Below are 14523 nucleotides of genomic sequence, written 5' to 3'. Positions count from 1 at the left end.
TCAGTCGGCCGCCTCGCCGCCGTCGTCCGGCTCGTACGTCTCCGCAATCGCGTCGAGGGCCTCGTGATGCTCCGTCGTGTGCGGCGCGGTCAGCGGCGAGACGCTGACCTTTCCGTCGACGACGGCGCGACGGTCGGTCCCCTCAGGGTCGGGGATGTCGCCGTCGGCCATGTGCTCCCAGATGCGGTCGTGGAGCGTCACAGCGTCGCCATCCTGTTCGGCGTCCATCTCGTAGAGGTGGGACGGTCGGGTGACCGTCATCTGTGCGTCGCCCCACTCGGCGACGGGGGCGTTGATATTCAGGTAGTCGCACTGCTCGAACACGCCGGCGTCGACGGCGTGGTCGGCAAGGTAGGTTGTCGCTTTCGCCGCCTCGCGGTAACTGTCGCCGTTGGCCTCGATGTCCGCGAAGGCGGCGTCTTCGCGGACCGGGATGTACATCGAGACGGCCATCGCCGGCACGTCAAAGAAGGTGGCCTCGACGGCGGCGCTGACGGTCCCCGAGCGGCCGAGAACGTACGCGCCGAGGTTCGCCCCGCGGTTACAGCCCGCGACGACGAGGTCGGTGTCGGTGACGAGCGCTTCCAGCCCCGCCACGACGCAGTCTGAGGGCGTCCCCTCGACAGCATAGCCGAGTTCGTGCTCGTGGACGGTTACTTCGTGGGAAATAGCCCGACCGACCGCGCTCTGGTCCTCCGCCGGGGCGACCGCGGTCACGTCGCCGACCGTCGAGAGACCATCGTACACTGCCCGGAGGCCGGCGCTCTCGATGCCGTCGTCGTTCGTCAGCAGAATCGTCGGCTCGTCCATACGCTCCGTGGGGCCGTCCCCGAGAAAAGCCCACCGCTAGCGGGCCCGGTCGATGACCGTCTCGCCGTCGACGACAACGTTGTACGCCTCCTCGTCGTCGTTCCACAGCACCAGCGCGTTCTCGAAGGACAGCAGGTCGCCGTAGTCGGCTTTCCGGAGGTCCTCGTTCAGTATCGACGCCTCGGTGAGCACGGCGAAGTGGTCGACCTGCTGACTTCCATCGCCCAGCAGATACAGCGGATTTGCGCCCTCCCGCTCGGCGAGGTCGTGGCTGAGTTTCACACCCAGAAAATTCACCCGGTCGGTGACGTAGTTCTCGGCGTCGGCCATCGGCGCGTGGATGCCCCGGTCCGGTGTTACATCGTGCACTCGCTTGCCGTCGGTTCGCAGGACGCTGTAGGCGAACTGCACGTCCGTATTGACGAACTCGCCTGTCCCGCCGGCAGGGTCGTCGAGGCGCTGTTGCATGGTTGGCACCTCGATGTCCGGCTTGCGGTCGAACGACCACGACTCGCTGTTGGGGGACTGGTGAGGCCAGAGTCGCACGGTCGGCCCATACACCGTCGCCGGGCCGCCGTCGGCCACCTCGCGCTCGACAGTTCGGAGCTGTATGGCCGTGTTCCGGTCGGCGGGGGCCAGCGCCAGCAACGTCCCGTCGTCGGCAAGCGCCTCGACGTACCGGTAGAGGGTCGCCGCCGCGTCGTCGAGTTCGCTGAGGACGTTGCCGAAGATGATGAGGTCGTATCCCTCGTCGGTGCTGTCGTCGCTACCGCTGTCCCCGTCTCCGGCCCCACTACCGCTGTCGTCGCCGACAAGCGGCGACGACGGGTCGAACTCCTCGGCGAGTGCCCGGTGAATCTCCCAGCGGACGTTCTGGCCGCTGTCCTCCAGCAGATGTTCCAGCACGTCCGCGGCGGCGCTCGGTTCGACCGCGTGGTAGTCGAGCAGCGCGTCGTCCGGAAGCAGGTCGCGCAGGGCGACCGCCGGGCCGCCGACACCGGCCCCCACGTCCAGCACTCGAAGCTGTGACGGGAGCAGGCCGTCGGCGGCGAGGTCCGCAAGGACGTACTTCGCCACGGCGTAGTAGTCCGGGAGGTGGTAGACGGCGTAGCCCAGCGCGGTCAGTTCGTCGTATTCGACGGCCTGGCCCTGCAGATACCGCTCTTTGATGTCGCGGATGCGCTCCCTGAGTTCGTCACCGCTGTCGCCGCTGTGCCACTCCAGCCCGCCCCACTCTGTCAGCAGGTCGATGACCTGCTGTTCGTAGCTGTCGGGGAACCGCTCGACGCCGTCGAAATCTACTGAAAGCCGGCCCTCTGGTGCCGGCACGAAGGTCCCGTCATCCTGCTCGACGATGCCAAGGTCGAATGCCTCCTCTCGGAGCACCTGCTTGACGACGGCGGGGTGGGGCTGGCCCTCGACGTATTCGTGTAGCTCCTCGGGGTCCAGCGGTCGGACGTTCCGGAGGTACTGGGCGTTGTCGCGTATCTGCTGGCGTGTGTCCTGGTTCATGAGAGTTGCTCGTAGAGCCGCTCAAAAGTATCTGCGTCGGCGTCGGCGAGTTCGCTAGCGGCGTCGGCGACCGCGTCCGCGCCGTCGAATGTCCGCTGGATATCGGCGTACACCCGCGAGTCGCCGCCGGTCACCTGCTCGACAAGGTCGAACAGGCCGGCCGAAATCGGCGTCTGAAACTGGTCGGGCACGTCCGCGGCGGCCATCGCGAACGCGAGTACGGCGGCGTGAGCGCTGGCCTGTACCGTTTCCATGGCTTCGTCGTGTTCCGACACCGTCGTCTCGAAGCAGTTGTTTCCGGCTGCAGCGATTGCGTCGACGACGGCAGTAGCATCGGGTCCCAACGCGTCAGCGACGACAGCGACGTTGCCGGGCGCGTTCTCGGGGGCAAACAGTGGGTGCAGGCTGAGTCGCTGGCCATCGGGCATCGCGTCCCGCATTGCTGCGATGGGGCCTGCCATGCTCCCCGTTACGTCAACGATTGCGTCCGTGGCACACGGCGCGAACTCGTCGATAGCCGTCTCGGCGACAGGCATCGGCACTGCGATACAGACAACATCGAAAGTCTCGGCCGCGTCGCTGGCGACAGCGCGCCCGCCGACCGCGTTTGCAGCAGCTTCAGCAGCCGACTGGTCGACGTCGGTAAAGGCGACGGCCGCGTCGGCGTGGGTCCGGACTGTGCGTGCGAACCACTGGCCCATCGCGCCGGCACCAACGACGAGGACGTTCATCGGCCCAGCGTAGCCCGTCCCGTCTCAAAAGCCGTTCGGTCACACGCCTGCTCGCCGCGACACCGCAGGTGACGATGGTCGGGTAGACAACCGTCGAATAGCCCGCTGTAGTCCGGTTTCCCCCTCCTAAACGCTTATCCGTCGGCCCTGAGAGAACGGTGACATGAAGCGCGTTCGATTCCGTGATACTGGGGGGAACGTTCGCGGCGGTCGCTGGACCGTCGAGGACGGCGAGCCCGTCGTCACCGCCGCCGCCGGACCGTACGGCCGTATTGCCTTTGGCGACGAGTCTTACGACCCCGACGAGGTGGACATCCTCCCGCCTTGCGAGCCGACGAAAGTCGTCTGTATCGGGCGCAACTACGCCGACCACGCCGAGGAGATGGACTCGGAGCTTCCGGACCGGCCGATGCTGTTTCTCAAAGCCCCGAACGCCGTCGCGTCCCACGGCAAGCACCTCACGATGCCCTCGGGGAAGGAACGCATCGACTACGAGGCTGAACTCGGCGTCGTCATCGGCGAGCAGTGTCGGAACGTCAGCGAATCGGGGGCGATGGACGTCGTCGCGGGCTACACCTGCGTCAACGACATCTCCAACCGTGACGACCAGCGACGGGAGCAGAACTGGGTCCGCGGGAAGGCCTTCGACAACGCGTGTCCAATCGGCCCGCTCGTGGCCACGCCAGAGCACGTTCCGGAAGACGCCAGTATCGAACTCCGTCTCAACGGCGAGACGAAGCAGTCCTCCTCCCGCGAGCACCTCATCTTCTCTGTCCCCGAACTAATCGCCGAAATAACGTCGTACATGACGCTGGAACCGGGCGATGTCATCGCCACGGGGACCCCTGAAGGGGTCGGACCGATGGAAGACGGCGACGAAGTCGAAGTCGAAATCGAAGGTATCGGCACGCTCAAACACAGCGTCAAGATTCCGTAGGCGGCTGCCACACTAGTTCGGTAGTTATTCCACGACGACCGCGCCTCTCATCCCCAGGCCCTTATGCGGTTTACAGGAGTACAGGTAGGTCCCGGTTTCCGCGAAGGTGTGCTCGTAGGTGTTTCCTTCCTCGGCGACGAGTTCCGAGTTGAGCGGGCCATCGCCTTTTGAGACGATGTTGTGTGGCCCTCCCTCGCCGGTCCACTCCCAGCGGACGGTCGTCTCGGTCGAGATCTTCAGCGCCGGGGGGCCGAACGCGAACTTCCCACCATTCCCTTCCACACCGGCGGTAACAGTTGCAGTGTCAGTGTCGGTGCGGTCGACAATGGTGCCGTCGAAGTTACTCGCCGCTGCGAGCCATTCATCAACAGTGTCGTTACCCGAAGACGGTGGCTCTTTCACAATAATCGCACCTTTCATGCCACCGTCACGATTGGGTTCGGAGACGTAGCGATACTCGCCGGTCTCCTCGAAAAAGTAGTGATACATTGTTCCGGCCTGCGCGTTTGTCCGGCCGCTGTCGAAGGTGCCATCAAGCGCGACGATGTTCTGCTGGCCGCCGTGCCCAGTCCAGTCCCACCGAACTGTCGTCATCGGTGGGATTTCAATGACAGGCGGGTCGAACGCCAGTCCGCCGTCCATCTCCTGCCCAACCCAGACCGTTGGCCGAGACTCGGGGCCGAACCTGCGGGGCTCGCCGTCGTAGCCGTTGGCATCATCAAGCCAGTCGTCAAGCGACTCGGGCGTCGATTCAGGCGTCGCGGTTGGGGTCGCAGTTTCCGTCGCGGTTTCAGTTCCGGTTCCGGTTTCGGCCGCTGGTTCTGAACTACTTCCCGAGGACACGCACCCGGCGGTAATGGCAAGCGCTGCTACCCCTGTGCCTGTAAGAAACTGTCTGCGAGTGGAGGGCCGTTGCATAGCAAGCTAGTCGTTATTTTTCGATGATAGAAAAGTCGGTGTGCCCTTTCCAGATTCTGGAAACAAACAGTCGCCCTTTATCTGAGGGTGGTTTATATTCCCGACACTGACTGGGAGCGGCTGCCGGGGTACCGCAGGACACCGTGGGAACAATATCCCACAGGTTTCACGTCGATGCCCCGTCATATCGAGACCGAACCGTCCGCAGAACCACTTCCACCCGTCCCCTGAGAGGGCCCCTCCGTGGCATACAACGACGCGAGCGAGACACAGGCGCTGTTCGACGCCCTCGCCGACCCTGACTGTCGCGACATCCTCAGGGTGCTCGACGAGCCGTTGCCAGCCAAAGAGGTTGCCTCGGTCTGTGACCTGCCCCAGACAAGCACCTACCGGAAGCTCGAGCAGTTGAGCGAGGCCGAGCTGGTCGCTGAGGAAACAGAGGTGCGTGCCGACGGTCATCACGCGACGGCGTACATTCGGGACTGTGACGGGGTGTTCGTCGGGATCGACGCCGATGGCGCGTTCGAGGTCGACGTGCTGCCTGCCGAGGAGCGGCCAAGCGACCGGCTCGCACTCCTGTGGTCGCGCGTCAGCGAGGAACTATGAACGGAGATATCCCACTCATCGTCATCGGATTCAAGACGGTAACAGTGTTACTTGGCGGGCTCATCACCTACTTCGCTGCTCGCGCAGCGTTGACAACGAGGGCGACCGGGCTCACGTATCTCGCCGTCGGATTCGCGACCATTACTGTCGGGTCGCTCATCGCTGGCGTCGCGGACCAGCTGTTCGGTTTACCCACCGATGCCGCACTGATTTTCGAGAACGCGCTCACCGCGGTCGGCTTCGCCGTCATCGCGTATTCGCTGTACGTCACCAGTCGCTCCACGCTGGTAACACGATAAAATCTGCCAGACAGCTATCCGTTATTCGACGACGACTGCGCCGACCATCCCGAGCGCCTTGTGCGGGACACAGTTGTAGAGGTAGGTGCCGGTTTCCTCAAACGTGTACTCGTAGGTGGTTCCTTCCTCTGCGACAGCCGAACCCGAGTCAAGCGGCCCGTCGCCTTCGGACTTGACGTTGTGGCCGGCCCCCTGGCCGGTCCACTCCCAGACGACCGTCGTTCCGGTCGAGACGTTTATCGCCGGCGGGTCGAAGGCGAACGCGCCGCCGTTGCCTTCGGCCCCGACGGAGACGGAAACCTCGTCTTGGTCCGTCATCACGACCATGGAGCCATCGAAATTCGACGACTCGCCAACGTAGTCTGCGACCTCGCTCGGCGCTTCGGCGGTTTCCATCCCACCGCTGCTTTCGGTGTCCATTTCCTCAGTTTCAGTGGATTCCATCTCCTCGGCTTCGGTGGTCTCCATTTCTTCGGCTTCCGTCTCGTCGCTGCCACCGTCGCCGCCGGACCCGCCACAGCCAGCGAGGAGTCCAGCGCCTGATACGGCCGCCGTCGTGCGAATGAACGTCCGTCTGTCGAGGTCGTTTGTCATGCATTTAAAGTTATGACTGTGTACTTATAAGGAAGTCGCTTCTGTCGTTTGTAAAGAAACAATAATTGAGGTTTTGACCACCCCGCTGTCCCGGGATACCAACACAGTTCGGACGGGGATTGATGCGGATACAGGCATATACTGTAACTAATGGGAGTGTCCGTTTGCCGATGACTGTCTGGCTTCGCGGTGACCACCTCATCCGGCGGTCCGGACCCGTCGCTCGACGACCTGACGAACCGGTGCTTCTGATAGAATCGGAGTCTTTCGCCCGCAAGCTGCCGTACCACCCACACAAGCTGATTCTGCTGTTCAGCGCGATGCGACATTTCCGCGACAATCTCCGGGACGACGGCCGAACGGTCCGATACCAGCAGACAGAGACCTTTGAGGACGGACTGGCGGCACACTTTGAGGCCAACCCTGACGACACACTCGTGACTCACCGACCGCAGACTGAGTCCGCACAGGCGCGCCTCGAATCGCTGGTCGCCGAGGCAGGCGGAGCCGTCGAGTTTGTCGCCGACGACCGCTTCCTCTGCGCACCGTCCCAGTTCGACGAGTGGCGCGGCGACGGCCGCTACCGCCACGAGGACTTCTACCGGTTCATGCGCCGGGAGACGGGCTACCTGATGGCGGATGGCGACCCAGTTGGCGGCGAGTGGAACTACGACGACCAGAACCGTGAGACGCCACCCGACGGGTGGACGCCACCGGAGCCACCGCAGTTTGAGCCGGACGACGTGACCGAAGACGTTATCGAGTGGGTCTATTCGACGTTCGATGGAAGCTACGACGAGCAGCCATTCGGCGGTGATTGGACCGACCCGGAGCCGTTCCGCTGGCCCGTCACTCGCCGCCAGGCCGTCCAAGCACTGGACCATTTCGTCACGAATCGACTCACGGAGTTTGGCTCGTACCAGGACGCGATGCTGGAAGATGAGTGGGCGATGAGCCACAGCCTGCTTTCCACGTCGCTCAATCTGGGACTCCTCGGCCCTGCGGAGGTCATCGAGCGCGCTATCACCGCCTACGAGGACGGCGATGCGCCACTGAACAGCGTTGAAGGGTTCATCCGACAGGTGCTCGGCTGGCGGGAGTTTCTTCGGCACGTGTACCGCCGGGAGATGCCCAGTCTGGCCGAAGCGAACCAGCTTGGCGCGAACGAGGCCTTGCCCGACTTCTACTGGAACGGCGACACCGACATGGCGTGTCTCTCCGACGTGGTCGACGGGGTCCGGGAGCGCGGGTATTCACACCACATCGAGCGGCTGATGATTCTCGCGAACTTCGGCCTCATCTATGGCGTCGAGCCAGCGCAACTGAACCGCTGGTTCCACGCCGGCTACGTCGACGCCTTCCACTGGGTGACCACGCCGAACGTCGTCGAGATGGGGCTGTACGGCGCGGGCGTGTTCGCCACCAAACCCTACGCCTCCTCGGCGAACTACGTGGACAAGATGAGCGACTACTGCTCGGGCTGTCCGTACTACAAAACGAAGACTACTGGTGACGGAGCCTGCCCGTTCAACGCGCTGTACTGGGACTTCCTCGACCGCAACGAGGAGACGCTCCGGTCGAACCACCGGATGGGACTGATGTACAGCCACGTCGACAACAAAAGCGACGAGGAACTCGGGGAGATACGCGAACGGGCCGCAGAAATCCGTGAAATGGCGACCAAAGGCGAACTCTGAGCGCCGCTGTCTTGTGGGAAACCGTCGGCGCTTGCCTACTCGTCTCCGTCCGCAGCGTCGGTCGCCTGCCGCTGTTGCATCTCGTGGCGGGTGAACTGTGGCGTCGACAGCGCTGGTCCGCGCCGTCGGCGGAACGACCACGCGAGAATTCCGAGCACCGCCGCGCTCCCGCCCAGTGCGAGGCCTGCTGGCTGAAGCCCGCTCACGGTGTAGAGGTAGGCACTCACCGGCACGCCGGCACTGGCGACGATACCGAGCAGGAGTCGCTTGGCGAGCACCCGGCTTAGCCCATCAGAGTCTTCGAGCACGGTCTTGACGAGCAGTTCTTCGCGCTCGACTCTGTCGAGTGCGTCCTCCACCTTCGGGGCTGCCCGCACTGCTGACCGGGTCGAGCCAGTCACTGCCTCTTGGATTTCCGTCTTGATCTGCTCTCGAACGTCGTCCCCAGCGCCCTGCTCCATGACGTACTCGGAGATGATCTCGATGAAGTCGAACTCGGGGTCGAGCGTGCGACAGACGCCTTCAAGGACCGTCGTTACCCGGACCACCAGCGCCAGATCCTGTGGCAGCCGCATCGGGAACTCGTACAGTTGCGTCTCGAACTGGCCGACGAGCTGTTCGATGCGGTACTCACTGATGTCCTCGCCGCGGAACTGCTCGATAACGATGTCGAACGCTTCCCGCATCACGTTACGGTCTGCCATCGGGTCAAGCGCGCCCATTTCGACGAAGGCGTCCATCACGCGGTCTACATCATCAGTCGCCAGTCCGACGTAGAACTCAAGCAGCTGGTCCTGTGTTCGGGGACCGAGGTAGCCGGTCATCCCGAAATCGTAGAAGACGAGCGTCCCGTCGGGCTGGACCGCCAGATTGCCGGGATGGGGGTCAGCGTGGAAGAGGCCGTCCTCGACGATCATCTGGATGTACACCTCTTCGAGCCGCCGGACGAGTGCCGGCCTGTCGATGCCGAGTTCGTCCAGCCGCTCTACGTCGTCGATTTTCACGCCGTCGAGGTACGTCATCGTCAGCACGCGGTCCGTCGAGTGGCTCCCAACGACGTCCGGGATGGCGATGTCGTCGTCGTTTGCGAAGTTGTCGCCGATTTCACGGAGCATTCGCGCCTCGTGGCCGTAGTCCATCTCCCGGCGGACCGTCGTTGCGAACTCTTCGGTGAGATTTTCCAGCGTAAATGCCTGGCCCGGGTCCGCGCCGTAGGTGAGCACGGGCAGCAGCGTCGACAGCACGCGCAGGTCGGATTCGACGCGCGTTCTGATGTTGGGTCGAAGCACTTTCACGGCGACCCGCTGGCCGTCGATCTGTGCCTCGTACACCTGGCCCAGCGAGGCTCCCGAAATGGCTGTCGTGTCGAATGCCTCGAACAGCGTATCGATATCGTCGCCCAGTTCGCGTTCGATAACTGGCTCGATGGTCGCCCACGCGTCAGGTGGGACGTTGTCCTGTAGCTCTGAGAGTACGTCGACGTACGCCCGTGGCAGGGCGTCAGGCCGAGTCGAGAGCATCTGTCCGAGTTTAATGAACGCCGGGCCGAGGTCGACGAACGTATCCTTCAGGTAGCGGGCGCGCCGCGTCCGCGTCTCGGGGGCCACTGACCGGGACCGGCCGAACAGGAGGAACCGCTTCCGGTCCCGGCCCCACTGCCAGAGCAGCGGGACGAACTGCCAGACGATGACGAGCGCCCGCCAGAGCGCACGGAGCCGAACGCCGAGGCCGCCCGGCTGTGACACTGTCTCTCCTGTCGGCTCGTCGGCGACACGCTCCTCAGCAGTCACTGTTTGCAAGTGAGGCCCGGCGACAAATGAGTCTGCTGGAGACGGCTCAGCGACGGAGGGACCCGAGCAGCCGGTACGCCGAATCAGGTGTGTACCGGCGGAACGCGAGGCTGTTTGCGAGCACCGACACGGACGAGGCGGCCATCGCCGCGGCGGCAAGCACCGGCTGGAGGAGTCCCAGCGAGGCCAGCGGAATCATCACCGTGTTGTACCCGAGTGCCCAGAAGAGGTTCTGCTTGATCTTCTGGAGCGTGGCCTCGGAGATCCGGATGGCCTTCATCACGTCGGCGGGGTCGTCCCGGAGCAGTGTCACGTCTCCGGCCTCGATTGCCACGTCGGTCCCCGAACCGATAGCACAGCCGACGCTCGCGGCCGCCAGCGCTGGCGCATCGTTGACGCCATCGCCGACCATCATCGCCTGGCCGCCGTCGCTCTGGAGGTCGTCGACGGCGTCGGCCTTGTCCTCCGGCAGCACGTCGGCCATCACGTTGTCGGGGTCGATTCCGACCTCCTCGGCGACGGCGCGGGCAGTCCGCCCGTTGTCGCCGGTAATGAGCCAGACGCCAAGCCCGCGCTCTCGCAGCCCACTGACGGCGGCCTTCGCCGATTCTTTGACCGTGTCCGCGTCGGCGACGATGCCAATGAGCCGATAGTCCGGGTCGCTGTCGTCATCGTCTGCATCTTCGGCCAGCGCGACCAGCATCGCCGTCTTGCCCTCGCGTTCGAGCGCGTCCATCCGCTCCTCCGCCGGCGCGGTGTCGACGCCGGCCTCGGACAGCAGTTTCCGGTTGCCGACGAGGACGCGACCGTGGCGCGTCGTCGCCTTCACGCCCTGTCCGGGAACGTTCTCGAATTCGTCGGGATCATCGACTTCGATACCGCGCTCGCGTGCGCCGTCGACAATGGCCTCAGCCAGCGGGTGTTCGCTGGCGTGTTCGGCGCTGGCGGCGACTTCGAGGACGAACGCCTCGGTCCGTTCGCGCTCGGGCTTGAGCGCCCCGCCGTCCGTCGCAGGACCGACAACCTCCACATCCGTGAGTTCCATCTCGCCTTTCGTCAGCGTCCCTGTCTTGTCGAAGACGACGGTGTCGACCTCGTGGACGCGTTCGAGCACGTCCCCGCCCTTGAACAGGACGCCGTTGCGTGCGCCGATTGCCGTCCCGACCATCGTCGCCGCGGGTGTCGCCAGCCCCAGCGCGCAGGGACAGGCAATCAGGACGGCAGACGCGAACACGACGATAGCGAACTCGCTCACGCCGACGCCGGGCGGGCCGCCCGCAGCCAGCCCCCACAGCGGGAGCGCGTCGACGACTGCAGCCAGCGTCTCCGGCGCGACCGCCCACAGCACCGCCCAGAGGACGGCGTTGCCGATGACCGCCGGGACGAAGTACGCCGAGATACGGTCGGCGACGTTCTGGATGTCCGGCTGGCGCGACTGGGCCTGCCGGACCCGCTCTGCTATCTGCTGGATAGCCGTCTCCGAGCCGATTTTCGTCGCCTCGACTTTGAGGACGCCATTCTGGTTCACCGTCGAGCCGATGACCTCGTCGCCCTCGCCTTTCTCGACCGGGACCGACTCGCCGGTCACCATCGACTCGTCGACCGCCGAATCGCCGTCAACGACGACGCCGTCCGTCGGAATCTTCTCCCCGGGCCGGACTTTCAGCCGGTCGCCGACCCCGACCTCGTCGATAGGAATCTCTTCCTCGCTGCCGTCCTCGCGGACGACCGTTGCCGTGTCGGCTTCCATCTCGAGGAGTTGCTGGATGGCGGCCCCGGCCTGACTCTTCGAGCGGGCTTCGAGGTAGTTCCCGAGCGTGATAAACACGAGAATCAGCGCGGCCGTGTCGAAGTACAGCCCCGTGCTCGCGATGAGACCCGCCAGCGCGGCAACTGAGTAGACGTACGCCGTCGAGGAACCCAGGGCGATGAGCACGTCCATGTTCGCCCGCCCGTTGTTGACCAGCGCCTTGTAGGAATTCTCGTAGAACGGCTTGCCCAGCAGTATCTGGACCGGCGTTGCCAGCGCGAAGGCAACCCAGCCCTGTGGCACTCCCAGCACCGTCTCGCCGACGAGGCCGAGCGAGAACAGGTGGTCCGCCATGAACAGCAAGAGCGGGGCCGACAGCACCGCTCCGAACAGCGTGAGCCGGAGCTGTCTGCGCGTCTCCTCGTTGCGCGCGGCGGCACGGCGGTCAGCGCCGGACTGCTCACCATCGTCGCCGTCGCCGTTTGCACTCCCACTGTCCTCCCTTACGGGTGTATAGCCGGCGGATTCGATAGCGTTGTAGAGGTCCGCACGTGACACGTCGGCCGGGTTGTAGGTGACCTGGGCCTCGTCGGTGGCGTAGTTCACGCTGGCGTCGATGACGCCCGCGGTCCCTTCCAGCGCCTCCTCGTTGGCGTCTGCACAGTTCGCACACGACATGTCGGTGATGCCGACGGTCACCGTCTCCGTCGCCACACCGTAGCCAGCGTCTTCGACGGCGGCGACGATATCAGCCAGTGACACCACGTCAGGGTCGTACTCGACGCTCCCCCCGTCGGTGGCATAGTTCGCACCGACGGACGAGACCCCGTCCAGCTCGCCCACCGACTCCTCGATAGTGCCCGCGCAGTTGGCACAGCTCATCCCCGTCAGTTCGAGCCGAGTGGTCCGGTTACTCATCTTGTTTCATTGTACGTCCCCCGTATTCATGCGGTTTGTCCCTTTGATTCGAATCTCAAAGCAGACTATTAGGTTGGTATCCAAACTCCAACCGCCGGAAAGTCAGCAATCAAAAGGGACTATCGTAGTTTAGGCACTGTCTTTCAGCGACTTGTACTGGTCGACAAATCGCCCTGCACAGGACCCACAGCAGAAGTAGTATCGCTCTCCGTCGAGTGTGCGCTGCTCGCCTTCTTCATCGACGGTGTTGCCACACTCCGCACAGTCGGGCGCGAACTCCGCCGCACCTAGCCCCGCGGTCCATTCGCTGTCCGCAATCATCCGCACTTCATAGCGGTCCACGTCGCCGAGGTCGACGTGTTCGGCGAGGAGTTCGCTCGCGTCGGCCTGAGGAACGGTCGCCGCGAGCACGACTCGGCCGCCGGCAGTTCGATAGACCCGCTCGATGGTGTCGGCGTCGCTGACCGACTCGGCGATATCGGCGGCCCGACCCGGCTTTGCATCTATCTCGATCAGGAACGGTACGCCGGCCTGTAACAGCGAGCGGTCGACATCGACAGTAAACCCCTGTATCAGTCCCATTTCGACGAGTCGGTCGACGCGGTCGGAGACCGCAGGGGCCGAGAGATCCACTCGCTCGGCGATATCGCTGTAGGGCCGTCTGGCGTCTTCGAGCAGCAACCGGAGGATTTCGTGGTCCGTGTCGTCGAGTCCGGGCATATCGGACCAACTTCGAGCGCCGGTTTATGTGTTGTGTCCGCTCGTGTCTGTGACACCGAGTAGATTTCAGCCACGAGTGACCTGCTTTATTAGATTAGTCTAATACTCTAATTAGAGGAGAACTATTATACCCTTTCCCGATAGCAAGCAACACATGGAAACTAACCAACCCTGTGACGATAAGTCGTGTAGGGTCACCCGCAGGCAGGCACTCAGTGCCGGGGCGGGGGTCCTTGCGTCCGGCTTTGCCGGCTGTCTGACCGGCGGCGGGACGGAAGCGGCAACGAATAGCAGCGACAGCGCCAGTGGTGCGGACGGACCGGTCGCGGTTGCGTCGTTTTTCAGTTTCTATGACTTTGCTCGAAAGGTCGCCCGCGGGACGCCGATAACGGTCAAGAACCTCATCCCGACCGGACTGCACGGCCACGGCTGGGAACCGGACGCTGGGATCACGCGAGATATCATCGACGCGGACGCGTTCATTCACGTCGGCCCGGACTTCCAGCCATGGGCCGACCGCGCGATTCAGACCCTCGAAGACGACAACGTCGATACCGAACTCATCAACGTCCGTGAGGGTATCGAACTCGAATCGCTCGCGGCGAGTCTCGACCGCGACGAAGAGGGTGTCGGACAGAACAGAGCCAGCGACCCCCACTTCTGGCTTGACCCGCAACGCGCGAAACAGTCGGTCAACAATATTACCGAGGGGCTGGTCGCGCTCGCACCGGACGCCGAAGATACGCTCCGGGACAACGCCGAGACGTACAACGCGGACGTTCTCGACCGCATCGACGCGGACTACGCCGATATTTTCGACCGGGCCGACAGGAACGTGGTCCAGCTCGCGGCGCACAACGCCTTCCAGTACATCGGCTCGCGTTACGGCGTCGAGATGCGCCCGCTCGTGGTCAACCTCGCTGCCAGCGGTGACGTGAAGCCCTCGGACATCACCGAAGCGAAAGCGGTCATCGAGGACAATGACATCCGGTACATCGGGGCCGGTGTCTTCGAGACGCGCAAGCCTGCAAAGCAGCTCCTCGCCGAGACACCGGTCGAAGCCTACTACCCCGTGACGCCGTATGCTGGCGTCCGTGAGGAGTGGGTCGAAAACGGCTGGGGGTACGAGGAAATCGCCTACCAAATAAATATGCCGACGTTCGAGGTCGTTCTGGGCAACACGGCACCTGCAGACGCGGGCCCCGACGGCTGGAGCGAGAAGTGGCGGAACTTCGAATAAG

13 protein-coding genes are annotated in these 14523 nt (G+C 64.0%); 5 read left to right on the top strand and 8 right to left on the bottom strand.

The annotated features are described in order from the left end of the window. From surE to RR_RS06265, 3 genes are read right to left on the bottom strand one after another with little or no spacing between them, the layout of a single operon-like run. The gene (gene surE, locus RR_RS06275) at window positions 1-810 is read right to left on the bottom strand and encodes a 5'/3'-nucleotidase SurE (RefSeq protein ID WP_004962440.1); all 810 of its coding nucleotides are present in this window, start codon (window positions 808-810) and stop codon (window positions 1-3) included. A 36-nt stretch (window positions 811-846) separates the two neighbouring features. Then, complete coding sequence (locus RR_RS06270) at window positions 847-2322, bottom strand: small ribosomal subunit Rsm22 family protein (protein ID WP_011223064.1); 1476 nt, start codon at window positions 2320-2322, stop codon at window positions 847-849. Next, window positions 2319-3053: a prephenate dehydrogenase/arogenate dehydrogenase family protein gene (locus RR_RS06265; RefSeq protein WP_011223063.1), complete on the bottom strand. Its 735-nt coding sequence runs from the start codon at window positions 3051-3053 to the stop codon at window positions 2319-2321. The genes RR_RS06270 and RR_RS06265 overlap by 4 nt, the downstream gene beginning before the upstream one ends. A 163-nt stretch (window positions 3054-3216) precedes the next feature. Between RR_RS06265 and RR_RS06260 the strand changes: the two genes are divergently transcribed. Next, window positions 3217-3990 carry a fumarylacetoacetate hydrolase family protein gene (locus tag RR_RS06260; RefSeq protein WP_004962437.1) on the top strand — a complete coding sequence of 258 codons (774 nt, stop codon included), beginning with the start codon at window positions 3217-3219 and terminating at the stop codon, window positions 3988-3990. Window positions 3991-4014: 24 nt separating this feature from the next. Here the strand turns inward: RR_RS06260 and RR_RS06255 are convergent, their stop codons facing one another. Continuing rightward, window positions 4015-4833 (bottom strand): halocyanin domain-containing protein, encoded by an 819-nt coding sequence (locus RR_RS06255; protein ID WP_049938774.1) that lies wholly within the window; start codon window positions 4831-4833, stop codon window positions 4015-4017. 318 nt (window positions 4834-5151) lie between these two features. Here RR_RS06255 and RR_RS06250 point away from each other — a divergent pair, with 318 nt between their 5' ends. Then, window positions 5152-5514, top strand: a complete 363-nt coding sequence (locus RR_RS06250; protein ID WP_004962434.1) for a winged helix-turn-helix domain-containing protein — start codon at window positions 5152-5154, stop codon at window positions 5512-5514. Further along, window positions 5511-5813, top strand: coding sequence for a DUF7521 family protein (locus RR_RS06245; protein WP_004962433.1), 303 nt, complete (start codon window positions 5511-5513; stop codon window positions 5811-5813). Before RR_RS06250 ends, RR_RS06245 begins: the two co-directional genes overlap by 4 nt. A 21-nt stretch (window positions 5814-5834) precedes the next feature. Here RR_RS06245 and RR_RS06240 read toward each other — a convergent pair whose 3' ends face one another. Then, window positions 5835-6407, bottom strand: a complete 573-nt coding sequence (locus tag RR_RS06240; protein ID WP_004962431.1) for a halocyanin domain-containing protein — start codon at window positions 6405-6407, stop codon at window positions 5835-5837. A 170-nt stretch (window positions 6408-6577) separates the two neighbouring features. Between RR_RS06240 and RR_RS06235 the strand changes: the two genes are divergently transcribed. Then, window positions 6578-8104, top strand: coding sequence for a cryptochrome/photolyase family protein (locus RR_RS06235; protein ID WP_049938773.1), 1527 nt, complete (start codon window positions 6578-6580; stop codon window positions 8102-8104). Window positions 8105-8139: 35 nt separating this feature from the next. On the opposite strand, the gene RR_RS06230 is transcribed toward RR_RS06235, so the two are convergent. The 3 genes from RR_RS06230 to RR_RS06220 all read right to left on the bottom strand — a co-directional run bounded on the left by RR_RS06230 (window position 8140) and on the right by RR_RS06220 (window position 13282). Further along, the gene (locus RR_RS06230; protein ID WP_049938771.1) at window positions 8140-9894 is read right to left on the bottom strand and encodes an ABC1 kinase family protein; all 1755 of its coding nucleotides are present in this window, start codon (window positions 9892-9894) and stop codon (window positions 8140-8142) included. 46 nt (window positions 9895-9940) lie between these two features. Continuing rightward, a complete protein-coding gene (locus RR_RS06225; RefSeq protein WP_011223059.1) occupies window positions 9941-12562 on the bottom strand; it encodes a heavy metal translocating P-type ATPase in 2622 nt (873 codons plus the stop codon). Between the two features lie 129 nt (window positions 12563-12691). Beyond that, entirely contained in the window at window positions 12692-13282 is a 591-nt protein-coding gene (locus RR_RS06220; RefSeq protein ID WP_011223058.1) for a winged helix-turn-helix transcriptional regulator, read from the bottom strand. A gap of 154 nt (window positions 13283-13436) precedes the next feature. Between RR_RS06220 and RR_RS06215 the strand changes: the two genes are divergently transcribed. Further along, window positions 13437-14522, top strand: coding sequence for a metal ABC transporter substrate-binding protein (locus RR_RS06215; RefSeq protein ID WP_007188011.1), 1086 nt, complete (start codon window positions 13437-13439; stop codon window positions 14520-14522). Window position 14523: the final 1 nt, after the last annotated feature.

The organism is Haloarcula marismortui ATCC 43049 (assembly GCF_000011085.1).
In the GTDB taxonomy this organism is placed as follows: Archaea; Halobacteriota; Halobacteria; order Halobacteriales; family Haloarculaceae; genus Haloarcula; species Haloarcula marismortui.
The sequence above is the reverse complement of the archived record's forward strand: the minus strand, read 5'-3'. Positions and strand labels throughout refer to the sequence as shown.

Coding starts and splice junctions, on each gene's coding strand:
- RR_RS06225 (WP_011223059.1), bottom strand. CDS start 12,562: ATGAGTAACCGGACCACTCGGCTCGAACTGACGGGGATGAGCTGTGCC.
- RR_RS06240 (WP_004962431.1), bottom strand. CDS start 6,407: ATGACAAACGACCTCGACAGACGGACGTTCATTCGCACGACGGCGGCC.
- RR_RS06235 (WP_049938773.1), top strand. CDS start 6,578: ATGACTGTCTGGCTTCGCGGTGACCACCTCATCCGGCGGTCCGGACCC.
- RR_RS06270 (WP_011223064.1), bottom strand. CDS start 2,322: ATGAACCAGGACACACGCCAGCAGATACGCGACAACGCCCAGTACCTC.
- RR_RS06265 (WP_011223063.1), bottom strand. CDS start 3,053: ATGAACGTCCTCGTCGTTGGTGCCGGCGCGATGGGCCAGTGGTTCGCA.
- RR_RS06260 (WP_004962437.1), top strand. CDS start 3,217: ATGAAGCGCGTTCGATTCCGTGATACTGGGGGGAACGTTCGCGGCGGT.
- RR_RS06215 (WP_007188011.1), top strand. CDS start 13,437: ATGGAAACTAACCAACCCTGTGACGATAAGTCGTGTAGGGTCACCCGC.
- surE (WP_004962440.1), bottom strand. CDS start 810: ATGGACGAGCCGACGATTCTGCTGACGAACGACGACGGCATCGAGAGC.
- RR_RS06220 (WP_011223058.1), bottom strand. CDS start 13,282: ATGCCCGGACTCGACGACACGGACCACGAAATCCTCCGGTTGCTGCTC.
- RR_RS06245 (WP_004962433.1), top strand. CDS start 5,511: ATGAACGGAGATATCCCACTCATCGTCATCGGATTCAAGACGGTAACA.